Here is a 25,039-nt window from a genome sequence, read left to right as displayed (position 1 = left end):
GGGTGTAGCCGCCGCTGATGATCTGGATGTCGGGGCGGTCGGTGATGGCGGTGTCGGCGTTGTTGAACAGGTTGGTCATGGAGGCGACGTCGGCGTCGCCGGTGTGGATGAAGGTGGGGTTGTCGCCGGCTTGGTCTTGGAGGTCCTGGAGTAGTTGTTCGGATTGTGGGTGCCGGATGAGGGTTTCGCGGATGGCGGCGTACGGGATGGTGTCCTGGCCGGGGTTGTCGCCGGGTGCGATGCGGGTGTTGTTCCAGGAGAAGCCGATGACGGTGACGGGGAACGGTGGGTTGAGGTTGCGGATCTGGTCGATCGTGTTCTGGATGTCGGTGTCGGAGTAGTTGCGGGTGAAGCCGTTGACGCCGATGACGAGTCCGAATCGGCCGTCGGCGGTGCCGGGGCGGAAGCCTTGGGTGTAGGTGGTGATGATGTCGTTGAGGTTGTCGCCCGGGACGACGGGAACCGTGGCGAGGTAGGCCGGTTTGTCGGCGGTCTCGGTGTTGCGTGGGCCGAGTTGCCCGACGGTGACCGGGGTGCCGACCTGCTTGAACTGGTAGGTGTTCTGCGCGTTCTGGAACGGCCGGCCACCCCGGTTCCCCAGAACCTCCCGCATCGGCGTGGTCGAGGGACGCGAACCCGACGGAACCGGGGCGGCACGCCGGGGAGCCTGCGACGGAGTGTGCACCCCGACCGGCGGTAGGGGAGCCGGTAGGGGGTCGGGTTTGACCTCGGTGCCGGTCTCGGTCGCGTCGTCATCGAACAGGGACTCGGTGTCGGAATCGACGTCGGAATCCGCCCGGCTGAAGATCGAGTCGGTGTCGCTGTCGTCGCTGAAGATCGAGTCGGTGTCGCTGTCGACGTCCGGGCCCGCGACCTCGACAGTGAACGGCTCCGCTGCCCCGGGATAGGTCGCCGCGGGGATGCCGGGCGGAGGGGTCTGGGCGGTGGACCTCTCCGGATTGCCGGGGGTTGCGGTGGGAGTCTGGCCCGGCGGATTGCCGGGGGTTGCGGTGGGATTCTGGGCCGACGGGATCTGCGTGGCGGGGGACTGCGTCGCCGGTACGGCGGGCGGCGCGACCGCCGTGTTCGTCGTGGGCGTGTCCGCGAGGGCGACATCGACGGTGATGCCGCTGATCGGACCCTGCGCCGAAGGAGGCACCGAACGATCGGCCGCCGTCGCCGGCGAGGTCTGAGCCTGGGATTGCTGTGTGCCGGGCGGAGTCGACGGTGTCTGAGAGTTCGGGGATGACGCGGTCGGGGCCTGCATGGTCGGCGTCTGGACGCTCGGCGCTTGAGCGCCGGGAATCTGGACACCGGGCGTCTGAGTCGTCTGGCCCGGGCCGGACGGTGTCGGGGATGTGGAGGGCGCGACGTTCGGCGACGGTGTCTGCGTGGTCGGCGTCTGCGTCACGGGGGACGGCACCGACGTCGGCGTCGAGTCGGTGACATCGGCGGTCGGAGGGGCTGGCTGGGCCGTCACCGGCGTGTTAGCCGACGGAGTCCCGGTGGAGGGAGCGCTCGTCGATGGCGTGTTGGCCGTCGGCGTTCCCGTTGGGGGTGTGTTGGTGGTTGGCGTGCCGGTTGTGGGTCCGCTGGTGGCGGGAGCGTTTGGCGAAGGCGTTGCCGCCACCGGCGTGCCGGTCGTGGGGGCGCTGGTTGCGGGAGCGTTTGTCGAAGGGGACGCGGTTACTGGTGCGTTTGCCGGGGGCGTGCCCGTCGAAGGTGTGTCCGTTGACGGCGTGCCCGTTGAGGTAGTACCGGGAGCCGGGCTGGTGGAGGGCTGTGCCGAGGGGGAGCCGCCGGGAGACGAAGTCTCGAAACCGGGCAGGCCACCGTCCTGGGAAACGGCGACGCCGGTGGAACTTCCCGCGGCCGGGGCACTTCCGGGTGCCGGGGTGCCGGTCTGGGTTCCGGCTCCCGGTGGGATTCCGGCTCCTGGTTGTGTTCCGCTGCCGGTTTGGGTCCCGGGGCCGATCTCAGTCTGGTTGCCGGTGGTGTTCGGGATTCCGGTGCCGGTCGGGGTACCGACACCTGCGGGATCGCCCGTGCCGGCTTGACTACCGACACCACTCTGGGCACCCGTGCCCGTCGGGTTACCTGTGCCGGTCGGATTGCCGGCCCCTGTGTCGACACCTGAACCGGTCCCGCCGCCCACGCCGGTTCCAGTACCAACGCCGGTGCCGACACCGGTCCCGGTACCCACGCCGGTTCCGGTGCCGACGCCGGTGCCCACGCCGGTTCCGGTACCAACGCCCGTTCCGGTTCCCGTGCCGACACCTGTGCCCGCGCCGGTTCCTGCGCCACCACCCACGCCGCCGCCGGTTCCGGGCCCGCCGCTCGCGCCCTCGCCGGTGTTTCCGGTGCTGCCGCCGGTCTGACCGCCGCCCCCGGGTGAACCGCCTCCGGTCTGCGGGGCACCGCCCTGAACTCCGGGGCCCGTCTGCGGGCCCCCGCCTCCGGCGCCCGCGTCGACCGGTGAGCCGCCGCCCGTCGGGATGTCCGGTCCGTCCACGCCGGCCGGTGGGGGTGTGTTGACGGTGGGAGTGTCGAGGGGGTTGCCGGTGCCGGGCGGCGGTAGCTGGTGGGCGCCGGGGCCGTAGCTGTTGCCGATCTCCGTCGCGTAGTGGTGGGCGAATCCGCCGATCAGCGACGAGCTCATGGTGGCCCACGGATTGAAGCCGCCCCCGCCCACCATCATGGTGAACAGGCCTTCCAGGAACGTTTCGGCGGCCGCCGACAGGGTTTCCCGGGAGACCACATTGTTATTGATCTTCGGGAAGAACTTCCCACCGATCATCTGGAAGCCGCTGACGCCGCCGCCGATGAAGGCGCCGCCGGCGAAGGACAGCAGCAGTTCCTTGTATTTCAAGGTATCGGTGTTGCCCTCGGCGATCTGGGTCAGGCCCGCCGCGGCGCTCTGCCACAGTTCCTCGAGGCCTTCCTGGAATGCGTCCCAGGCGAGCCGCATCAGCATGTTCTGGAGACGCTGACGGAAGAAATCGATCAGCGTCTGAACGATTTCCTGCCCGATCTTGATCAGAGCGGGAACGGCCGCCGCACCGAAGCCCGAGGCCATCGCGATGGCGATCTCGACGACCTGGGTGAAGGCCGCGATGATGATGTTGTACTGGGTGTTCTCGGAGTCGAGCGCGAAGTTGTAGGCCGACCCGCCCAGAGCCAGCGAGATGTTGCCGCCCGCCGGGACGTTCTTGGTGATGCCGACCTGGAAGTGCTGGAACGCGTCCATCGCCGGGCCCTGCAGGCTGCCGGCCAGCCCGTAACCGAGGTTGGCGGTGGCGCCCATCCCGTTCAGGATGGTGCTGCTGAGCTGGTACAGCTCGTCGCCCATGGCCCGCAGAGCGGCGGGGTCGGCCTTCGGGAACTCGCCACCGGTGGTGACGAGGATCAGGTCGTACGCCCACTGCCACTGCGGGTCGTTGGGAATGTGGAAGTCGGGCATGTCCGGCGGGGCGGGTCAGTGGCTCAGAAGCCGGGGATGATCGGGGTGGGTGTGCCGTCCGGGGCGTAGCTCAGCACCAGCGGTTCGTAACCGGGCACGGTCGGGTCGACGTTCGGGTTCTCCTTGACGACGAAGAACTGTCCGCGGCCCGGGTCGATGACGGTGCCCTCCGGGGTGGTGACGGTCGTCCCGGCCAGCGGGGTGACCGAGTCGTAGAGGTTCGCGTCGACCCGGGTGCTGCCGTCCTCGAACGTGTTCAGTGAGATCAGCTGATAGCCCGCGGGTAGCGCCTGGCCGCCGACGTGAGCTGTCGCGTACTCCGGCTTCATGAACATCGACGAGATGGCAGGCATGGCCGGTTGCGCGGGGATCGTCGCGTACGCCTGGGTGGGCTCCATCGCCGTGTACTCGCTCTCGGCCGGCTCCTCGAGCGGCCGGCGGGAGGCGTAGGCGACGTTCCTCTCGGCGGGCTGACGTCTCGTGCCCTCCAGCGGCAGGGCCGGGATGCTCTCGGTGGCGGCCCGTTCGTGGACGGTCATCGCCCGCATGGCCAGAGGCTTGCCCGGCTCGATCTCGGGATCGGCGACTCTGGCCCGGACCGCGTGCTGCTTGGCCAGGCGGGCGGGCTGGAGGGGGGTCGCCGTCCCCTCGCTGGTGGACGCCGCGTACAACGGTTGCCCGAGGGTCTCGAAGTTCTTGGCCATCTTGTGCCCGACCTCGGCGGCGGCATCGTCGGCTTCCCGGTACGCGATGGCACTCTGGGTCAGGCCCTGGGCGGTGTACGCCAGCGTGCCCTTGACCCCGCCGATGATCGCCTCGAGGTTGTCCATGCCTTCGAGGAACTTGGTGGAGAACTGCTCGCCCATGTCGTCGTCACCCCACGCGTTGGCGTACCGGGATCGCAGGGCGGTCAGTTGAGCCAGGTAGGTGTCGTACAGCTCGACGTGCCCCTGGTAGGCCTGACCGAGTCCCTCGACGCCGTCCGGGTCGACCCAGAGCCGGCCGCCGGGATTGTTGTTGATCATGCTTCGCCCGTCCCCCGGTTGAGGAGCTCCCGCACACTGGTCACCATGCGGGGCTGTGCGGGCAGGAACGCGTCGGCGCCGGCCTGACCGCGGACGAGCTTCTGGGCGTCGAGACCGTCGGGCAGCATCGGCGCGAGCACCGCGGCCGCCTGGTTCATCACCTGGTCCTTCGCCTCCGCGTACGTCTCCATGATCATCTTGGTGAGGTCGGCGGTGGTCAGCCGTTTGTGAGCGGAGGACGGGAACTGGATGTCGGTCAGCACACCGTTCTGGCCCACGGTGACGCTGACCTCCCGGCGCGGAGACACGGCGGTGGCCGAGAGGGCGCTCATCTTCGCCTGCATCTCGGTGAGGCTGCTGCGCTGCTTCTCGTATTCCTGGAACAGGCTTTCGATGCGTTCGCTGTAGTTCAACCCGGACCACTCCTTGGACGTCGCCGTCTGAAAGACGCCGGGTCCAGTGAAGATCCTCATGACGGCCATCGGAACCGTGCCCGTCCCTTCGTGCCTGAAAGTGCAACCGGTCTTCCCGGCTTTCGGCGCGTGGCCGCGGGACCGGGGGCGCTGCCGTGCAATGTTCGGCGACATTCGGACATCGAGGCCGCAACGGAGTTGTCGGCGGGTTCCGTCCTTCGATCAACTCTTCACTGCCAAGTTCGCGACGTGAGGAGTCCGGCCGTGTCGATGCCTGCCGTTAGTACTACCGAACCGGGTATGCAGAGGGCTGCCCAGGAGTTTTCCGACAAGGCGACCCTGTTCACCGGTGATCTGCGCGCGGTGAACGGCCAGATGGCCATCCTGCTCGCCTCCTGGACCGGTGACGCGTCCAGGAGCTTCAACCAGGCGATGGACAACTGGGAGAACTCGTTCCAGCAGGTCATCAACGAGCTTCTCAAGATGCTCGAGGTCATGGGTGTCACCACCAAGGGCTACCAGACCGCCGAGAGCGACGCCGCCAGCGTGGCGCAGTCGTTCGGCGCCGCCCTGCCCGGTTTCTGAACCGGCGAAGTCTGACCTCCCTGACACCCAGAAAGGACTGACATGTCCAACTACACCTTCGACTTCGTGCAGGCAGACGCCGTTCTGACCGACATGAACAACATCAACAAGAAGATCCAGACCTCCCTCGACGAGATGGAGGCGACGGTCGAGGCCAGCCTCAAGGACTGGAGCGGTGCCGCCCGGGACCAGTACGCCGTCTCGAAACTCGCCTGGAACAACGCGGCCGACAACATGGTCCTCTACCTCGACCAGGCGCGGCAGACGCTGCTGACCATCTCGGACAACTACGGCACCACCGAGCAGCGCCACGCGATGATCTGGAACGACGTCCGCGGCGGCTGAGCCACGTCGCGTGGCTGCCGCGCCTCCCGGGCGCGGCAGCCCCAGCTGCCCGAACCCGGCCCGGTGAGCTCGACGACCCGGGCCGCCGGGCTTTCCCGCCTCTGATCCGTACGCCGAAGAGCGAGTGGAGTGAACGACATGGCAAGTATCGACTGGGGTTACCCGAACCAAGAAGCAATCACCGCGATGCACGCCTATTCCACACACGATGAGGCCAAGGGCTATCCGGCCGGCACCACCCAGGCGGCGTACGACTCCTGGATGGCGTACTACAACAAGCACTCGAACAGCCGCACCGGTGTCGACTACGACAAGTGGAAGGACTCGGTCCGGGCCGAGCATCCGGAGTGGATCGAGGCCCGCGACTGGTACACCTCGAACATCACCGACACCAACGGCTGGAAGAAGCTGGTCAGCGACTACAAGGGGCAGATCACTGACCCCTCGAACGTGAAGCCGCCGGCCTTCAACACTCAGTCCGACTGGATCGACGAGACCAAGACTCCGACGGGTTCGGGATTCAAGCCGCCCGCCATCAACGGGTTCAAGGGCGACGCGGCCGCGACCAAGGGCGTGGCGGTCAACACCGCCGCGCTGGAGTGGTTCGCGAAGGAGGTGCTCCAGAAGATCACCGGACCGGGCAACGTCCTGCTCTCTACGGTGGACCAGCTCAATCTGGTGGACCCGAAGCCGGGTGGTTTCGCGCGGGCCGAGGTGCTGCGGCAGGCGATCGTCGGGGCGACGGCACAGGACGGCGGCGTCAAGGGCGACATGAAGGACATGCTGGTCAACATGAACACGTCCCTCATCGCGGTGGCGGACGCCCTGCTGAAGATGGCCGGTGACTACCGGAACCTCGAGGAGCTCAACAAGCTCACCAACGACAAGCTCAACGAGATCATGGGCGAGTCGTTCAAGGGCCTCGACGGCCTCGGCACCTACGGGACGAAGACCGTCAAGACCGACGGCAACTAGCGACGTCGTACGGTCTCAGGGGTTTCCGGGCGCTCGAAGCCGCTTGGGTAGTGCTCGCATTGAGGACAGGTAATGGGCAACGGTCTCGGTGACAGCAAGCTCGACGGGTGGAACGACCCGTCGGAGTCGGCATCCACATTCCCGCCGAAGGTGATCCCGGTCGGGGATCTGTACGACTACAAGACCTGGGCGACCGAGACCCGCGGGTGGCGGAAGCTCGAGGCCGCCGTCAACGGCGGTGCGGCGATCACCACCGATGCGGGCGCGAACTACGCGGCCGGCCGGGTCAGCGTGGCGTCCGTCGTCGAGGCCGCGCGTGCCTTCCAGGCGACGCAGGACCTGTTGATCTGGCTGGAGCAGACCATCCGGTCCGCGACGAAGTCGATGATCGGCGACGACAAGGCCTGGAAGGGCCCGGCCGCCACCGCCTTCCAGGACAAGATGAACTTCTACGCCGATCTGCTGGGCAAGCAGGCCGAGCACCTGGCCGGCGGTTCGATCCCACACTCCGACACGCCCGCCAACGCCATCAACTCCTCGACCAACCTCAACTCGTTGCCGTCGCAGCTCTACGATGCCGCCAACTATCTGTCGTGGGCGCAGCAGACCATCTCCTATCTGGACCGCGCCTGGGCGACGATCGCCTCGCAGAACGGCGTCGGTGACAAGCCCGGACCGGTTCCGATCAGTGGCACCGAGTACGAGAAGCCGATGGCCCAGCAGATGGCCCAGGTCGTCGACACGGTGGCCACCCAGTACAAGATGACCACCGACAAGGCGGCGACATCCGGGGTGACCATGCCCACGTCGGCCATCACCACGCCGACCATGCCGAACATGACGACGCCCAACCTGACCACGGTCGCCTTCACCACCCAGTCGCTGACGACTCCGGTGTTCACGACGCCCAACATCGGCGGGGTCACCACACCGAACCTCAACAGCATCACGACGCCCAACCTCGCCGGCGTCACCACCCCGAACCTGGCCGGTATCACGACGCCCGGTCTCAACGGCGGGCCGGGCGGTGTCACCCCGCCGGTGTTCAAGGGACCGGGGGAGATCGGTGGCCCCCGGCCCGGCGGTACGGGTGGCGGTACCGGAACCGGTCTTCCCGGTTTCGAGGCGCCGGCCATCAACGGCCCGGCCGGGTCCGGCGGTGGCCTCGGCAACGCCGCGGTCATCCCGCCGGTCATCAAGCCGCCCTCGAACGGCAACAACAACGGCGGCTCCGGCGGCGGTTCGGTGAAGCCACCGGCGTTCACCGGGCCGGGCGAGTTCGGAGGCTTGACTCCCGGCGGTGGTGGAGCCGCCGGCGGCGGTGGCCCCGGGTTCAACGCGCCGAGCATCCCCGGATTCAACTCTCCGGGTGGCGGTGGCACGGGCGGGGGCGGCGGCGTCGGCCTTCCCGAGACCCCGGATTCGAACGGACTGCTCGGTGGCGACGAGGACTTCAAACCCGGCGGGATCACCGGTGTGGACATCCCGGCCTCGCCGGGTGGTGCTTCGCCGGGTGTGGGTGGGAGTGGTTTCCAGCCGCCGATGATGCCGGGTATGCCGGGTGGGGGTCCGGCGGGTGCTGGTGGCGGTGGTGGGTCGGGTGTTCCTGAGGCGCCGGATTCGAAGGGGCTGGTCGAGGGGGATGCCTCTGATTGGCGGCCGCCGTCGTTCGGTGGTGTGGAGGGTCCGGGTTCGGCGTCGGGTGCTTCGCCGGGTGTGGGTGGGAGTGGTTTCCAGCCGCCGATGATGCCGGGTATGCCGGGTGGGGGTCCGGCGGGTGCTGGTGCCGGTGGCGGGTCGGGTCTTCCCGACGCACCCGACTCCAAGGGGCTGGTCGAGGGTGACGGCTCCGACTGGAAGCCGGCCGTACCCGAGGTGGGTCTTCCGGATGGCCTCGGCGGTGCGGTACCCGGTGGTGACGGCCTCTCGGGCGTCACCGCTCCGGGCGGCCCGGACTTCCCGTCGGCCGGTGTGAAGCCGCAGGTGGAGACCTCCCCCGGCACGACCGTGCCGGTTGCGGGCACACCCGGGGCGGGACTGCCGGGCGCGGGGATGCCGGGTGCGGGCGTGCCGGGTTCGCCGGGCGCGCCGGGCGGAGGTACACCGGGGAGTGGCGTCCCGGAATCGCCGGAGTCCTCGGGGCTGATCGGCGCGGACGCCGGTGACTGGAAGCCTTCGGGTGCTTCAGGATCGGGGATGCCCGAGGCGCCGGTGGGCGCGGGCGCGGGCGGCGCCGGCCTGGAGACGCCGGGCTGGTCCGCCGCCGGAACCGGGCCGACGGGAGCGGACGCCTCCGTCGAGGTGCCGGCCACTGTCGACGTGCCCTCGTGGGAGAGTCCGGCGACCGGCGCCGAGACGCCTGCCGCGGCCCCCGCCGGGGTCGGTGGCATGCCGCCCATGCCGGGCCTCCCGGGCAGCAATGCGCCGGGTGACGCCACGCCCCCTGGACCGACCGACGCGTCCGCTCTCGTGGAACAGGATGCGACGGACTGGTCGCGGCCCGGCCCGGCGGACGGGACACCGGGATCCGACGGCGGGACCGCGGCCGGCGGTGCGGGCCTGGAGGCCTCTACGGCGCCGGTTCCGGACCTGAGCGTGCCGGATCTGAGCGTGCCGGTGGACTACAGCGCGGTTCTCGGTGTGCCCGACATCGGCGCACCGGACATTACGGACGTGGCGGTGCCGGACGTGGCGGTGCCGGACGTGGCGGTGCCGGACGTGGCGGTTCCGGACGTGGCGGTTCCGGACGTGACGGTTCCGGACGTGACGGTTCCGGACGTGACGGTGCCGGACGTGACAGCGCCGGGGGTGCCGGTACCGGATGCGCCCGTTCCCGGAACGGCGATTCCTGAGGCCGTGGGGCCCCCGGAGACTGTCGCGCCACCGGTGGATCTTCCGCCGCCACCCGTGGCGGTCGATCTTCCGACCTCTGTGGACCTTCCGGGTGCACCTGTTGTGGAGCTGCCGGCCGGCCAGGCAGCCGTGGGCGAGGTCGCCCCGGTCGCTCCGGTGATCATCGGTGCTCCTGGACCGGCCGGCCCGTCCGGCCCTGCCGGTCAGGTGGCGCCACCGGGCACGTCGGCGCCGACCGGCCAGTCCGGCCCGGCAGCTCCGTCGGGCACATCAGCCCAGTCCGCCACGACAGGCCAGGCCGGCGCGCCCGGACAACCGGGACAGGGCGGCCCGGCAGGTCAGCCGGCCGGCGGGAGCCCGGCCGACACGATCCCGAAGAAACCCGGCGTCGTCGCGGTGGCCGAGACGGAGGAAGAGGTCGTCGTCGTGGTGCCCGGTGTGGCTGCCGGCGGGGCGGCCGGAGTGGGCCTCGCCGCGGGGCTCGGCAGAGCGGGCGCCGCTCTCGCCGGTGAGGACCGGAACGGTACAGTCCCCCGGCGATCCGATCGCGACGGCGAACGCGAGCAGCAGAGCCGCCCGGACCACGCCGAGCTGCTGCGTGCGGACGGCGCCGTCTGGGGTGACGACGGCACTGAGCGTCCGCGACTGGTGGGCGACGACTACGTTCCGCTTGTCCGGCCGGACGACGAACCCGACGACATGTCGGGATGGGACGACGTCAGTGACTCGGATTGGCTGATCGGTGACAAGCCGTCCGACGACGGTACGGAAAGGTGACCATGTCCGAGACCCCGCAACCCCCACGGGCCGTGTGGCGGAGGGTCGCTCCGCCGAAGGCGCCGGCTCCCGCGGCCGGTGGCGTGCCCGACTTCTTCAGCGCCGACCGGGACAGGATGCGTACCTGTGGCGAGGAGGGGGTCAGCGACGCCGAGTTCATGAAGTCGCTGGCGAAGGCCGAGGAGGAGCAGACCGAGCGGGCGAGGGCGTACTGGGCCGAGCAGGAGCGTCTCCGCAAGGAAGAGGAAGAAGCCCGGCAGAAGGAGAAGAAGCGGGAAGCCGACGAGGACGACGACGTCAAGGTGGCCGAGCGGTACCGCAACGACCGGTACTCGGTGAAGCTGCTGCGCCAGGAGAACACCGCCTGGGGCGGTAACGGCGACGACTCGGGGATGCTCGGATGAGCACCGTCACGGTCAAGCGCCCACCCCGCGCGGCCGGCCCCGAGGCGCCGGAGGGCTCCGTCGAGCTGCAGGAGCCGCCGCTGATGGCGGAGGAGGCCCCGCTCGACTTCCGTTCGTTCGCGATGGTCGTGCCGATGGGTCTCGGCATGGGCGCGATGCTCGCCATGTTCGGCCTCTACAACCGGACCCCGGTGATGTACGTCATGGGTGGCGCCATGGCCGGTGGCATGCTGCTCATGGGTGTCATGCAGATCGGCCGGGCGGCTGCCGAGCGCAAGCGCAAGATGCGTGGCGAGCGCCGGGACTTCCTCCGCTACATCGGCCAGCTGCGCAAGCAGGCCCGGGAGGCGGCCGACCAGCAGCGCCGGTTCGTGCTCTGGAACAACCCCCAGCCCAGCTGGCTCTGGTCGATCGCCATGGGCAGCCGGCTCTGGGAGCGCAGGCCCAGCCATGACGACTTCGGCCGGGTCCGGATCGGCCTGGGCCGGCAGAAGGCGATGCTGAAGTTCAGCCCGCCGTCGACCAAGCCGATCGAGGACCTGGAGCCGCTGTCCTCGATCTCGCTGCGGCGCTTCTCCGAGGCGTACCAGACGGTTGCCGGCATTCCCACCTCGGTCGGCCTGACCAGTTTCACCAGCATCGAGTTCGAGGGCGCGATCGACCCGGCGATCGATCTGGCCCGCGCCATGGTGGCCCAGCTGGCGACCTTCCACGCCCCGGACGAGCTGCGGATCGCGGTGCTGGCCGCCGAGGTCCACCGTGGCCCCTGGGAGTGGATCAAGTGGTTGCCGCACAACGCGCACCCGACCGCGTTCGACGCGGCCGGGCCGGTGCGGATGTTCGCCGGCACCCACGATGCGCTGATGGACATGCTCGGAACCGAGGTCACCGACCGCGGCGACCACGACAAGAACGTACGGCCGACATCCACCGAGCCGCTCGTCGTGATCATCGCCCACCTGGTCGACCTGCCGGACAGCTCCCGGTTGCTCGGCGCCGGTATCCGTAACGTGGTGCTCCTCGACCTCACCGGTGCGATGCCCGGCGGGCCCAAGGTGCTGCGGCTCACCGTCAAGGACGACGTGGTCGAGTTCCCGGCCGGCGCCACCACCGGTTCGGCGCAGCGGGACAGCCTGGACGACGTCCAGTGCGAGACCCTGGCCCGGATCATCGCGCCGAAACGGACCAGCGGCACCCTGGAGGTCTCCGACGAGCCGCTGGAGACCAGCTTCGAACTGACCACCCTGCTCGGGATCCGCGACGCGAAGACCTTCGACGTCCAGGCGCTCTGGCGTACCCGGACGCCACAGCGCAACCGTCTGACGGTGCCGATCGGTGTCACCGAGGAACGCGAGGTCATCGAACTCGACCTCAAGGAGTCGGCGCAGGGCGGCATGGGACCGCACGGCCTGCTGATCGGCGCCACCGGCTCCGGCAAGTCGGAGCTGCTCCGTACGCTCGTCTGCGGTCTGGCCGCGACGCACAGCTCGGAGATCCTCAACCTGGTGCTGGTCGACTTCAAGGGTGGCGCCACCTTCATCGGCATGGAGAAGCTGCCGCACACCTCGGCGGTCATCACCAACCTGGCCGACGAGCTGCCGCTGGTCGACCGCATGCAGGATGCGCTCAACGGTGAGATGACCCGGCGCCAGGAGATGCTGCGGGCCAGCGGGTACGCGTCACTGTTCGACTACGAGAAGGCCCGTGGCAACGGCGCTCAGCTGGTGCCCTTCCCGGTGCTGCTGATCATCGTCGACGAGTTCAGCGAGCTGCTGTCCAGCAAGGCCGAGTTCATGGACCTGTTCGTCTCCATCGGACGTCTGGGCCGGTCGCTCGGCGTACACCTGCTGCTGGCCTCGCAGCGTCTCGACGAGGGCCGGATCAACCGCGTCGAGGGTCACCTGTCCTACCGGCTGGCACTGCGGACCTTCTCGTCGATGGAGTCCCGTTCGGTCATCGGCGTGGGCGCGGCGTACGAGCTGCCTCCCGAGCCCGGCAACGGCTACCTCAAGATCGATACCACCAATCTGGTGCGGTTCAAGGCGGCGTACGTGTCCGGCTCGTACACCGGCAGCGGCCGGGAGAGCGGCAGTGTGGAGACCGCCGACGGTCTGCCCGCCGACGTGGTGCCGTTCACCACCCGGCAGGTCGCGGTCCGCCACGACCCCGGCCAGGAACGCCCGGCGGAGCCCGAGCAGGAGACGCCCGCGAACGCCAACGGGCCGAGCCTGGTCGAGGTGCTGCTGGACCGGCTCGCGGGTTCCGGACCGCCGGCCCGCCAGGTCTGGCTGCCGCCGCTGTCCAACGCGCCCAGCCTCGATTCGCTGCTGCCGAGCGTGGTGCCCGATCCGGATCGGGGCATGACCATCGACGACCCGTACCTCCGTGGTGGTCTCCGGGTCCCGGTCGGCATCGTCGACCGGCCCGCCGAGCAGCTGCGGGAACTGCTGTTCGTCGACCTGAACGGCGCCGACGGGCACGTCGGGATCGCGGGCGCGCCGCAGAGCGGCAAGTCGACCCTGCTGCGCAGCCTCATCCTGGCGCTGTCGCTGGCCAACACCCCGCGGGAGGTCCAGTTCTACGGGCTGGACTTCGGCGGTGGTGGTCTGTCGTCGATCTCCGGTCTGCCGCACGTGGGGTCGATCGCGACGCGGATGGAACGCGATCGTGTGGTCCGTACCGTCGAAGAGGTCCTTCAGGTCATGGAGCGGCGTGAGGCGGAGTTCGCCGCCCACGGGCTCGACTCGATGGCCACCTACCTGGCCCGGGTGGCCGAGGGTGTGATCGAGGACAACTTCGGCCACGTCTTCCTGGTCATCGACGGCTGGTACACGATGAAGCAGGACTTCCAGGACCTGGAGCAGAAGTTCCAGGAGCTCGCCTCGCGCGGCCTGTCGTTCGGTGTGCACGTCATCGTCACCGCCACCCGCTGGTCGGAGATGCGCACCTGGATGCGGGACCTGCTCGGCACCAAACTGGAGTTGCGGCTCGGTGACTCGATGGAGTCCGAACACGGCAACCGCAAGGCCCAGACCGTGCCCAACCAGGTCGGCCGTGGTCTGACCGACGGCGCTCTGCACTTCCTCTCCGCGCTGCCGCGGATGGACGGCAGCTCCGAGGTCACCGACCTGGCCGAGGCGACCAAGGCGGTGGTCGAGGAGATCGGCACCTTCTGGCCCGGCCCGGTGGCGCCGCCGGTACGGATGCTGCCGGCTCACCTGATGGCCGACCGGTTGCCGGCGCCGGAGCCGGAGTTCAAGATGGTCATCGGCCTGGACGAGCAGCGGCTCGCCCCGGTCTGGCACGACTTCATGGCCACCCCGCACATGCTGGTCTTCGGGGACAGCGAGACCGGCAAGACCAACATGCTCCGCCTCGTGCTGCAGGCCATCCAGCAGCGCTATCAGCCGGATCAGGCCAAGGTGGTGCTCGGCGACTCCCGCCGGGACCTGGACACCGCGATCGACGCCGCCTATCAGGTGGGGTTCGCCTTCACCGGCGACAAGATGTACGAGCTGGCCGGCCAGACCTCGGTCTCGATGAACAAGCGGATGCCCGGCGCGGACATCTCCTCCGAGCGGATGCGTAAACGGGACTGGTGGGAGGGCCCGGAGCTCTTCGTCATCGTCGACGACTACGACCTGATGTCGAAGGGCACCGGCATGGGCTCGGCGCTCGACCCGGTGCTTCCGCTGCTGGCCCAGGGCATGTACATCGGCCTGCACCTGATCATCGCGCGGAGCACCTCCGGCGCGATGCGGGCGATGATGGACCCGGTGATCCGGCGGATGTGGGAGCTCGGCACCCCCGCGATGCTCTTCTCCTACCCCAAGGAGGAGGGCAAGTTCCTCGGTGAGGCGAAACCCCGGCAGTTGCCGCCGGGCCGGGCGCAGCTGGTCACCCGCCGGGGCGTGCGCCTGATGCAGACCGGTTTCGTATCGGACACGGCCCCGTGAGGGCCGGACACGGTCCCATGAGAAAGGCTCGCTGGTGAGTACCGCGTTGAACGAGCAACTGTGCCGCATCACCGTGATCGGGCCGGAACGCAAGGTCGATCTGGCCGTGCCGATGCGGATGCCGGTCGGCAACCTGATGCCGACGCTGGTGCGGCACACCACCGATCTCGGCCGGGTTCCGGACGGTGACGTCGCCGACGAGTCGTGGGTGCTGCAACGCCTCGGGCAGGCGCCGTTCGAGCTGTCCGGCACGCCGGAGAGCCTGGACTGGCTGGAGGGCGAGGAACTGCACCTGCGCCCCACCCAGGACCCGCTGCCGGAACTCGCCTTCGACGACCTCGCCGAGGGCGTCGCCACGATGGTCAATCGGCGCGCAGACCGATGGCAGCCGGAATACCGCCGGGTGCTGTTCCTGGTGCTGTCCATGGTGGCGATGGGAGCGCTCGCGGCCGTCCTGGTCGACCGGGGCCCGGTGCTCCCACAGGTGATCGGTGGCGGCGTGCTCGCCGTCGGCCTGCTCATCGCCGCACTGGTCAGCGCACTGCGGCAGAGCGACGGCGCGTTCCCGCTGCTGTTCGGTAACGGTGCGGCGTTCTTCGCCGCGGTCGGTGCGTCCAGCGCCTCCGACGGCAACCCGGACGGTGTCTCGCTGAACGGCCCGGCCCTGCTGTCGGCTGCGGTCGCGGTCACCGCGGTGTTCGCGTTCCTGCTGGTCGCCCAGCGCACCTTCACGCCCGTCATGCCGTTCCCGCCGCTGCTGATCGGCGGCGTGACGGCGGTGATGGCGGTTCTCGTCCTGCTGACCCGGAGCATGGCCGAGATGACCGTTCCGTCGGTCTCGGCCACGGCCGTCTCCCTGATCCTGACGCTCATCGTGCTCGCCCCGCGGATGGCGGTGAAGTTCTCCCGGCTGCGCGGCCCGCAGTTGCCCAAGACCGGCGCGGACATGTCGTACGACATCGAGCCGGAGGATTCCGAGCTGGTACGGACGCGGGCCAACGACGCGGACACGTATCTGACCGTCTGCATGGTCTCGTCCGCGCTGATCCTGCCGTTCCTGATGCACTTCACCATGGCGGTCCCGGGCTGGTCCGGCTGGACCCTGGTGCTGGTGACCTCAAGTGCAATCCTGCTGCGCTCGCGTACCTTCTTCGGCCTCTGGCAGCGGACCGCGCTCGTGGTGGCCGGTACCGTCGGCTACCTCATGGTGGTCCTCAAGTTCTCCGACATGTTCGGCCCGGCCGGCCGCTACGTGCTGCTCGGCGGTCTTGCCGCGCTGCTGATCCCGCTGGTGACGGCGGCGCTCCGGCCGTGGCCGCGGCGCATGCTCCCGTTCTGGGAGTACACGGCCACCGGTCTGGACGTCGCGACCGGCCTGGCCGTGCTGCCGGTGCTCGCCCAGGTGCTCGGGCTCTACGCCTGGGCCCGCGGACTGTTCGGGTAGGCGGGGTGCAGACTCAGCGCGACCACGTACACGCCCATCAGTTCATGGTGGGCCGGTTGAGCTCCGCGCTCGTGGAGGGCGACCCGTCGACCGCGGAGATCCCGGGCCGGCGCGCTCTGACCGGACTGTCCTTCGGCGTACTGATCAGCGTCCTGGTGGTGGCCGGGTTCGCCGTCTACGGCTGGATCGTCCCCGGTGGCAGCAAGGCGTACACCCAGCCCGGGATGATCCTGGTGGAGAAGGAGAGCGGGACCCGTTTCGTGTTCCTGAACGGGATGCTGCGGCCGACACCGAATCTCACCTCGGCCATGCTGATCCAGGGCCCGTCCGGCACCGTGAAGCTGATCTCCAAGGAATCGCTCAAGGACGTGCCGCGCGGACCGTCGATCGGGATCGAGGGCGCACCGCAATCCATCGCGACCGACTCGATGGTCACCGGCCCCTGGCTGGTCTGCCTGCCCGGATCGGTGTCGGACTCCCCGGGTGAGGGGCTCGGCCTGAACCTGGACCCGCGGGTCACCGGCGCCGGGGTGCCGGCCGACGGTTTCGTCGTGGTCCGGGGCCCCCAGGCGGCGACCTACCTGGTGACCGCCGACCGGAAATACCGGGTGAGCGATCCGGCGGTGCTCGTCGCGCTCGGCGCCAGCACGGTCCGGGATGTGCAGGCCCCGCAGTCCTGGCTGGACTACCTGCCGGACGGCCCCGCGCTGGCGCCCGCCAAGGTCCCCGGCGCCGGTGAGCCGGGGACGGTGGGGCCGGCGAGTCATCCGGTCGGCACGCTGTTCCGGCAGCAGCCGGACGCCGGTGTGGAGCAGCTGTTCGTCCTGCGGCGCGACGGCCTGGCGGCGATCAGCCGGACCGAGTTCCTGTTCGCGACCGCGACCAGCGACCGGAAACCGGTCGAGCTGGACGCCGCCGACCTGGTCTCGGCCCGCAAGTCCGACGACCGCTCGCTGCTCACCCGGCTGCCCGACCTGACCGGCCTGACTCCGCGGGAGCCGGGACGGGAGGCGCTCTGCCTGCGGCAGGCGCCGGTGGGTGAGCAGCAGTTCACCAGCGTCGCGGTGTTCGTGCCGCCGGCCCGGTCCGGAGTGGACCCGGCCGGACGGACCTCGGTGCTCACCGCCCCCGGTTCCGGCATGGCGGTCATCCCCACGCCGTACCAGGAGAGCTACAGCAAACCCCTGCCCACCTACATCGCGGACGACGGGAAGGCCTACCCGATCGGTGACCCGGATTCCGCAGCAGCGCTCAAGCTCGACAAGGTCGCGGCCGTTCCTTTCCCGAAGAACCTGCTCGCGTTGCTGCCCACGGGTCCGACGCTGAGCGTGAGGGCCATCGCGGCCGCAGAAGTAAGGTGAGTCGATCTCATGGCATCCCGGTTTCGTGACCTGCTCGGTGGTGGCAAGGACCGGCCCGACGGCGGCATCGTGCAGCACACCGTCGGCAACGCCCTGGTGGTCCACTCCGCGGACGCGATCAGTTCCGAGGCGCAGTCGCTGGCACTGTCGATGATCGAGGACGCCGAGAACGACGTCGTCGTGCTCGACCTCGGCGACGGCATGCCGATCACCGCGTGGGAGTCGGTGGCGGTGGTACTGCCACGCCGCCGTCGTGGCATCCGGCTGGTGGCGTGCGGCCGGCACCACAACTCCGCCGCCATGGCCGGACAGTGGCTCTCCGAGCGGCTGAACCGTACGGTGATCGCCCCCGACGGCGAACTGATCCGCGGTGCGGCCGGTGCGCTGTTCGTCCACTCCGTTCCGGGTAGCGGCTGGGTGCGGTTCCGTCCCGGCCGGCCGCCGACCTGGGATGCCAAGCGATACCCCACCCCGTTGTGGGACAGGGCCTCGATCGAGACGCAGGCCTCCAGCGCGACCGGTGAGATCGAACCGATCCCGGCGGGCGTGTGGATCCACAGCACCCGCAACCCGGAGCTGGTCGAGCAGCACCGGCAGCGGCTGACCGCGTACGTGCCGTGTCACCCGGACACCATGACGGTGCTGCTGGGCTGCCCCGGGACCCCGGCGCTCTCCCTCGACGACGTGGTGCGCTTCTGGCGCGGACTGGACGAGGAGAACCGGCAGCGGGTGCGGTTCGCGCAGTTCGGCGATGTGCGCATGCCCGAGGGCGAGGCCTTCGGCCAGGCCCTGGCCGACCTGCTGAACACCAGCGTGGTCTGCTACACCGGCATGCCGATCGGCAGCCCGCAGAAACACGAGATCCGTACGGTGCTGCCCGACGGCACGCTCGGCTGGGCGCCGTTCTCTCTCGAACTGGTCTACACGCCCCGTGCGCATCCGAACTCCCGGGCCCGCCGCCCCACCGTGCTGACCCACCGCCCGCCGCTGCCGACGGCCGAGGAGATCTCGCCGCGGGTCTACTGGTTCGCCCCCGGAGCCGTGGTCGAGGTCGTGCAGACCGGCCTCTGGGTACGGTCCGCGGAGGAGCCGAAGAACGCCGAGCAGGTGCGGGCCGCGATGCTCGACGCCGAGGGCGGTGTCCTCGTCTTCGACGACACCATCCACTCCGCCACCGGCCGGATGCGCGAGCTCGCGGTCGACCTGGCCGCCCGGGTCAGCGGCATGGAGGGCAGCGGCAGTGCGCTGATGCCGGCCTCCGTGCTGGTGCCGGGGGCGAAGCCGGCCAGCCGGGCGCAGGCGGTCATCGACCTGGAGGAGGAGACCCGCAAGGTCTCCTCGGTGGCACCCATCCCGGTGTACGTGGAGGTGGCCCCGCCCGCCCCGGTGGCCGCGGAGAACGTGGTCATCGCCGAGGTCTCCCTGCCGTCGCGCCTGGAGGTCGAGGCCCCGGGCGAGGAGCAGATCCAGTTGCCGGGCGCCCGGCAGCAGGTGCGGGCGCAACCGGCGCCGGCCCCGGCGGTCGTGCCACCCGCGCGGGCGGTTCCGGCCCCGGTGGCGCCCCGGGTCCTGGTGGAACCGGCCACGGCTCCGGCCGCCGGGCCGGCCATCACGTCGGTCCCGGGGCTTGTCGCGAGACCCGTCGTGCCCCCGGCGCCCGCGCCGGTCACCTCGTCGGCGGCGGCTGCGGAACCGTCCGAACCGTCGGCCCGGCCCTCGGCTCCGGCTCCGGTCGCTGAGCCGGTCGTGCCGGCTCCCGTCGAACCGGAGACTCCGGCCCCGGCACCGGCGGTCGTGCACGCCGGCCCGGACCCGGTCGCTGTGCGGGTCCCCGAACCGCCGGCGATGCCGGCCGCGTTCGCCGAGCCCGGCCCTTCGGCCATGCCCGCGCCACCGGCCGCGCCCGAGCCGTCAACGATGCCCGGGCCCCCGGCCATGCCCGAGCCCCCGACCATGCCCGCGGGCTTCGGCGGCTCCCTCAGCACGGACACGTCGCTGCCGGTGACACCCGTCGTCGAGCCCACCGTCGTCGCGGCGCCGCCTGCCCCGACGGCTCCCGACACGAAACCGGTGATCGTCGTCCCGGCGGCCGCGGAGCCGGTGGTGGCCGATCGTGCACCCGAGGCGGCGCCGGCCCCGCCGCGGTCCGGCGTCCAGTGGCAGCCGGTACCGGCCGCCGGCGCGAGCGCGCTGCTCCGGGAGAAGGGACTGGGCGACGAACGAGCCTGGCTGCGCCGTACCCTGAGCCGCGAGTTCGACGTGATGGCCAGCTCGGTCTCCCGGACCATGTCCGAGCACCCCGGCATGCAGGGCTCCGGCCTGTCCACCGAGGACGTGCTCACCGATTCGGTGGCGCTGCGGCTCTACCTCACCGCCCGGGGCCCGGGTGTCGACGCCGGTCTGCGGTCCGGGCGCAACGGGCCGCACGTGCCGTTCGCCCGCTGCGTGGTCTCCGGGCTGTCCCGGATGTCGTCGTTCCGTGGGACGACGATCTACCGGATCACGCCGACCGCGGACGAATGGGACCTCTACCAGCAGCGCAAGCTCGTCACCGACTGGGGCTTCGTCCACGCGCTGACCCAGCCCTGCTCCACCCAGGACGGCGACACCGACGTGCTGATCTGGTCGATGACGGCTCGGCGTACCACCGTGCTGGAGCCGGAGGGTGACGAGGCGGTCGAGGACCGGGTGCTGTTCCTGCCGGGCACCAACTTCAAGATCCTGGAACTGCGCCGGCCCTCCGTGGGGGAGCGTGGCGCGGTCCTGATCCGGGAGATCGGCACCAACGAGATCGACGACAACGGCAAGGTCGACGCCAACCGGGTCTCGCTCGACGAGCTGGCGGTGACGTCGCTGCGGCGCAGCGTCGACCGGTGGGCCACCGCCGAGCCCCGCCGGCGGATCGGCGCCAAGGCCGATGGGCGTAATCGGACACTGCCCGGACTGGAACGGAACACGCAGCCCGGATCGGAGCGGAAGGGATGACGCCATGAGTCGGCAGGTTCTCGTGGTCGGTGACCGGAAGGCGGGTTCCTACCCGACGATCGGTGCGGCGCTGTCCCGGGCGGAGCCGGGCGCGACCATCAGCGTCCACCCGGGCAGGTATGTCGAGAAGCTGATCGTCGGCAACCGGGTGACGATCAGCGCGGCCGACCCCGGCACCGTCGAGGTGCACGTCGAGGAGGGCAGCGTTCTCGTCGTGCACGGTGAGGGCGCCCAACTGCGCGGTGTCGCGCTGAGCAGTGACGATCCGAAGCTGGCCGCCGTCGACGTGTACGCCGGTGAGGTCGCCCTGGACGACTGCCGGGTCCGCGGCGCCTCGTGGGTCACCCTGCTGGCTCGTATGCAGGGTTCCGTCGCCCTGCGCGGCTGCGACATCACCAACTCGGTCGGTGCCGGGGTGGTGGTGATGTCGGTCGGGTCCAGCACGATCGAGGACACCGTCATCCACGACGTCGCGACCACCGGTGTGGTGGTCGGTGAGAAGAGCGCCCTGACCCTGCGCCGCTGCCGCGTCACCGCCGCCGCGGCGAACAGCATCTGCGCGGGCGGCGACTCGCGGCTCACGGTGGAGCAGTGCGAGATCACCGGCTCCGGCAAGCCCGCACTGGTGATCGAGCAGCGGGCCTGGGCCCGGGTGCGCGCCCTGACCGTCACCGAGAGCAGCAATGTCGACGTCTTCGTGCGCGGCGAGGCCGACGTGCAGATCAGCGACTCCACCTTCACCGGCGCGGCCGTACAGTCGGTGCACCTCACCGAGGGTGGCTCCCCTGCCTTCAGGAACTGTGTCTTCAAGGGCGCCAAGCACACCGCGGTGCAGGTACTCAGCGATGCGAAGCCGACCTTCACCGACTGCACCGTCAGCGACGTCCCGATCGGGATCAGCACCGGCAGCAACGCCACACCCCGGTTCATCGGCCTGACCGTCCGCGGAACCGGCGACAGCGTCGCATCGATCGGCGGTGACTCGGCCGTCACGATGCACCGGCTCCGTGCCGTGGTCGCCAAGGGCGCCGGTCTGCTGGTGCAGGAGAACGCCTCGTTCGAGGGCGCCGACCTGGTGGTCGACTCCGGTGGCGCGGTGGGCCTGAGCCTGAGCGGTTCGGCGCGGGCAACGGTTCGGGAAAGCCGGTTCACCGGTACGGACGCCGCCGGCGTACAGGTGGGCCCGGGCGCCGATCTGACCCTGGAGTCGTGCGTCCTGCGTGGTACCGGCCTGGTCGCCGAGGGCGCCGTGCAGGTGCGCGACAGCGAGGTGGTCGACGCGGCGCGGGACGGTCTGCGGATCAAGGGTTCGGTGACCGCCACCCAGACCCGGGTGCGTACCGCCGGAGCCGACGGGATCAGCCTGGAAGCCGGATCGTCGGGTTCCTTCATCGACTGCGAGGTCCTCGACAGCGCGGCGGTCGGCGTGAACGTGGACACCACCGAGCCCGTGTCGCTGACCCGGTGCGTGGTGCGCGACAGCGGCAACGACGATGTCCGCCGGGCTCCCGGAGCCAAGGTGACCACCGACGCGCTGACCGTCGGGCGACGTCCACAGCCGGCGGCGCCGGCCGGAGTTTCGCAGGTGTCGTCCGAGCCGGTTCCCGCCCCGCTCCCCGGCCAGTCCGGTGACAGCGCGGAGAGCGACAAGGACGAGCTCAGCGAGCCGCTGCGTGAGCTGAACAGCCTGATCGGTCTGCGCGGGGTGAAGCAGGAGGTCACCGCGCTCATCAACCTGATCAAGATGTCACAGGTCCGGCTCCAGATGGGCCTGCCGATGCCGCCGATGAGCCGGCATCTGGTCTTCGCCGGCCCGCCCGGAACGGGCAAGACCACCGTCGCCCGGCTCTACGGCTCAGTCCTCAAAGAGCTGGGCATCCTCTCCAAGGGCCACATGATCGAGGCGGCCCGGGCCGACCTGGTGGGCCAGTACATCGGTTCGACCGCGATCAAGACGACCGAGCTGGTCACCAAGGCGATCGGCGGCGTGCTCTTCATCGACGAGGCCTACACCCTGTCGGCGGGTTCGGGAGGTTCCGGACCGGACTTCGGTCAGGAGGCCATCGACGCCCTGATGAAGATGATGGAGGACCACCGCGACGAGCTCGTGGTGATCGTCGCCGGGTACTCCGAGCTGATGGAAAAGTTCCTCGCCTCCAACCCCGGTATGGCCTCCCGGTTCACGCGCACCGTCGAGTTCCCGAACTACTCGGTGGAGGAACTGGTCACGATCACCTCGAACCTGGTCAGCAAGCACTACTACGAGCTGACCGACGACGCGACCGACGCCCTGACCGAGTACTTCACCCGGGTCCCGAAGAATTCCACCTTCGGTAACGGCCGTGTCGCCCGCAAGCTGTTCGAGGCCCTGATCAACAACCAGGCGTCCCGTCTGGCGATGATGCCTCCGACCAGGGACAACGAACTCAACAGGCTCACTGCGGCCGACGTCGAGCCCGAGTTGGCGCAGCTGGAGGATCTGCCGGTCGAGCGGACCGCCCAGCCGGACGCGGCTACCGATCCGATCGGAGCCATCAACGCCGCCCGCAGCTGGAAACGGTTCTGTGAGCTGGTCGGCGGCCGTGCGGTGAAGGAGGCGGCCGGGCAGACCCTGTTGCAGCTCTGCGAAGGGCGCAACCGTCGTCGTGGCCCCGGCAAGACCGGCAACGTGCTGATCAGCGGGCGCCCGGGCAGCGGGCGCGGCGAGTACGCCCGTCTCTACGCGGCAGGTCTGTCCGAGCTCGATCTCGTGCCGGTCGGCCAGTTGGTACGGGTGAGCACCGGTGTGGAACTGGCTCCGCAGTGGCCCGGTCAGGCCCGCAGCCTGGTGGCCGCCGCGCTCGACGACGCCGCCGGTGGCGTGCTGCAGATCGGCTGGTCGGATGACGGCAGCGGTGCGGCCCAGGAGATCGGGGAGGCGCTGGCCGACCAGATCCGCTCCCGCCTGGGTGACCCGGTGGTCGTGCTGATCGGCGAGGAGGCGGTTCTCGCGAGTCTGCGCGCGGCCGTGCCGGCCATCGGTGAGGTGTTCGGGCAGCAGTGGTCGGTGCCGGAGCTCAGTACCGACGAGCTGGCCGCGATCGTGGTCCGGCACCTGGAGCGGCGTGGGCACGAGATCCCCGAGGACGTGCGGGCGGCGTTGACGGGTCTGGCCGGGCAGCTGCCCGAGCGCACCGTTCGTGCCGCCCACCAGTTCTCCCTGGCTCTGGCCCGGCGCACCGGGTCTCGTACCATCGCGCTGGCCGACCTGGCCCTGCCGCCCGCTGCCGCCGTGGGCGGTCAGCCGGTCGGTCTGGCCGTGGTCGGCTGACCGTCCCCCTGGCAGAAAGGCACCGCCGTGCAGCCCTCCTCCGCACCCGTACCGCCCACTTTCCAGGAGTTCATGGAGAACGCCCAGCGGCTCGAGGACCGGATGCGCAGAGGCCAGGCGGAGCTCGAGAAGACGGTCGTCACCGGCCGCTCGCAGGACGGCACGGTCGTCGCCGTGTCCACCGGCCTGGGCAGGCTTCAGGCCGTCCGGGTGGATCCCAGGGTCTACGAGCAGCGCGACGTCGCATCATTGCAGAGAGCAATCATGGAGGCGATGCGGGCGGCCGGTGAGAACGCCGCCGCCCTCGCTGCGGAGAAGATGGGGCCCGTCGAGATCAACCTCCACTGAGGTGACCCGGATCTCGGTCGCACCTCTGGCCTGGGGGTTCTTGAGACCTTCATGGACCGTTAGGCTCCGTTGAGGTTCCCGTGGAGATTTTTTGAAGAACGTTTAAAGACACTCCCTCCGCCCACATTGAGTGACGGAGGTGTCTGTGGAGAAGGTTGATGTCGCGGTGCACGCGCCGGACCCGTTGACCCATGCGGGGCTGGTGAGTCACCTTCGGACACGATCCGACATCACGGTGCTGCCCGCCGGGGAGCGGTCCCGGGCGGATGTGCTGATCGTCGCCGCTGAGCGGCTCACCACCGATGTCATCGCCATGCTGCGTCTCGCGGCCGGTGAGGTGGGCGCCCCCGTGGTGCTGGTCGCCGGCGAGATCAGCGAGCAGGAACTGCTGATCGCGGTGGAGTGCCGGGTGGTGGCCATCCTCCCGCGTGCCGTGGTCACCGCCGAGCGTCTCCTGCACAGCGTCCTCGCCGCGGCCTCGGGTGGCGGGGTCCTGCCGCCGAACCTGGTCGGCGAGTTGCTCAAACACGTCGAGCGTCTGCAGCGTGACGTGCTCACCCCCAACGGGTTGAACGCCTCCGGCCTCACCTCGCGTGAGATCGACGTGCTCCGGCTGATGGCCGACGGTCTCGACACCAACGAGATCGCCGACGAGCTGTGCTACTCCGAGCGGACGGTGAAGAACGTCATCTACGGCCTCAACCACCGGCTGAAACTTCGGAACCGCTCGCACGCGGTGGCGTACGCCGTGCGTTCCGGCGTGATCTGAGGCGTCCGTGCCGGGCTCAGCCGTGATCG

The 25,039-nt window shown here is 69.9% G+C and carries 14 protein-coding genes and 1 pseudogene; 12 read left to right on the top strand and 3 right to left on the bottom strand.

What is annotated here, in order from left to right; translation table 11 throughout:
* The 3 genes and pseudogenes from BC793_RS49980 to BC793_RS40530 form a co-directional block, all read right to left on the bottom strand.
* A pseudogene (locus BC793_RS49980) lies at positions 1-3,460 on the bottom strand (hypothetical protein); the annotation flags it as partial.
* Between the two features lie 23 nt (positions 3,461-3,483).
* Entirely contained in the window at positions 3,484-4,485 is a 1,002-nt protein-coding gene (locus tag BC793_RS40535) for a WXG100 family type VII secretion target (RefSeq protein WP_109601929.1), read from the bottom strand.
* Positions 4,482-4,898, bottom strand: a complete 417-nt coding sequence (locus tag BC793_RS40530; protein WP_109601959.1) for a YbaB/EbfC family nucleoid-associated protein — start codon at positions 4,896-4,898, stop codon at positions 4,482-4,484. Before BC793_RS40530 ends, BC793_RS40535 begins: the two co-directional genes overlap by 4 nt.
* A 264-nt stretch (positions 4,899-5,162) precedes the next feature.
* Between BC793_RS40530 and BC793_RS40525 the strand changes: the two genes are divergently transcribed.
* The 12 genes from BC793_RS40525 to BC793_RS40470 all read left to right on the top strand — a co-directional run bounded on the left by BC793_RS40525 (position 5,163) and on the right by BC793_RS40470 (position 25,010).
* Positions 5,163-5,483, top strand: coding sequence for a WXG100 family type VII secretion target (locus BC793_RS40525; protein WP_109601958.1), 321 nt, complete (start codon positions 5,163-5,165; stop codon positions 5,481-5,483).
* A gap of 42 nt (positions 5,484-5,525) precedes the next feature.
* Positions 5,526-5,828, top strand: a complete 303-nt coding sequence (locus BC793_RS40520) for a WXG100 family type VII secretion target (protein ID WP_109601928.1) — start codon at positions 5,526-5,528, stop codon at positions 5,826-5,828.
* Positions 5,829-5,966: 138 nt separating this feature from the next.
* Positions 5,967-6,803 (top strand): hypothetical protein, encoded by an 837-nt coding sequence (locus BC793_RS40515; RefSeq protein WP_109601957.1) that lies wholly within the window; start codon positions 5,967-5,969, stop codon positions 6,801-6,803.
* A gap of 72 nt (positions 6,804-6,875) precedes the next feature.
* Positions 6,876-10,433, top strand: a complete 3,558-nt coding sequence (locus tag BC793_RS49975) for a hypothetical protein (protein ID WP_158319521.1) — start codon at positions 6,876-6,878, stop codon at positions 10,431-10,433.
* Between the two features lie 2 nt (positions 10,434-10,435).
* The gene (locus tag BC793_RS40505; protein WP_109601956.1) at positions 10,436-10,837 is read left to right on the top strand and encodes a hypothetical protein; all 402 of its coding nucleotides are present in this window, start codon (positions 10,436-10,438) and stop codon (positions 10,835-10,837) included.
* Positions 10,834-14,793 carry a type VII secretion protein EccCa gene (gene eccCa, locus BC793_RS40500; protein ID WP_109601927.1) on the top strand — a complete coding sequence of 1,320 codons (3,960 nt, stop codon included), beginning with the start codon at positions 10,834-10,836 and terminating at the stop codon, positions 14,791-14,793. The genes BC793_RS40505 and eccCa overlap by 4 nt, the downstream gene beginning before the upstream one ends.
* 34 nt (positions 14,794-14,827) lie before the next feature.
* Positions 14,828-16,237, top strand: coding sequence for a type VII secretion integral membrane protein EccD (gene eccD, locus BC793_RS40495; RefSeq protein WP_109601926.1), 1,410 nt, complete (start codon positions 14,828-14,830; stop codon positions 16,235-16,237).
* A 5-nt stretch (positions 16,238-16,242) separates the two neighbouring features.
* Positions 16,243-17,598: a type VII secretion protein EccB gene (gene eccB / locus BC793_RS40490; RefSeq protein ID WP_109601925.1), complete on the top strand. Its 1,356-nt coding sequence runs from the start codon at positions 16,243-16,245 to the stop codon at positions 17,596-17,598.
* 9 nt (positions 17,599-17,607) lie between these two features.
* Entirely contained in the window at positions 17,608-20,583 is a 2,976-nt protein-coding gene (locus tag BC793_RS40485; RefSeq protein WP_109601924.1) for a hypothetical protein, read from the top strand.
* 4 nt (positions 20,584-20,587) lie between these two features.
* A complete protein-coding gene (locus BC793_RS40480; protein ID WP_109601923.1) occupies positions 20,588-23,893 on the top strand; it encodes a right-handed parallel beta-helix repeat-containing protein in 3,306 nt (1,101 codons plus the stop codon).
* A gap of 72 nt (positions 23,894-23,965) precedes the next feature.
* Positions 23,966-24,241: a YbaB/EbfC family nucleoid-associated protein gene (locus tag BC793_RS40475; RefSeq protein ID WP_203896617.1), complete on the top strand. Its 276-nt coding sequence runs from the start codon at positions 23,966-23,968 to the stop codon at positions 24,239-24,241.
* A gap of 145 nt (positions 24,242-24,386) precedes the next feature.
* Positions 24,387-25,010: a response regulator transcription factor gene (locus BC793_RS40470; protein ID WP_109601955.1), complete on the top strand. Its 624-nt coding sequence runs from the start codon at positions 24,387-24,389 to the stop codon at positions 25,008-25,010.
* Positions 25,011-25,039: the final 29 nt, after the last annotated feature.

The organism is Actinoplanes xinjiangensis (assembly GCF_003148685.1).
Taxonomy (GTDB): domain Bacteria; phylum Actinomycetota; class Actinomycetes; order Mycobacteriales; family Micromonosporaceae; genus Actinoplanes; species Actinoplanes xinjiangensis.
Note: the sequence above shows the minus strand (reverse complement) of the source record. Positions and strands in the feature narration are given on the sequence as shown.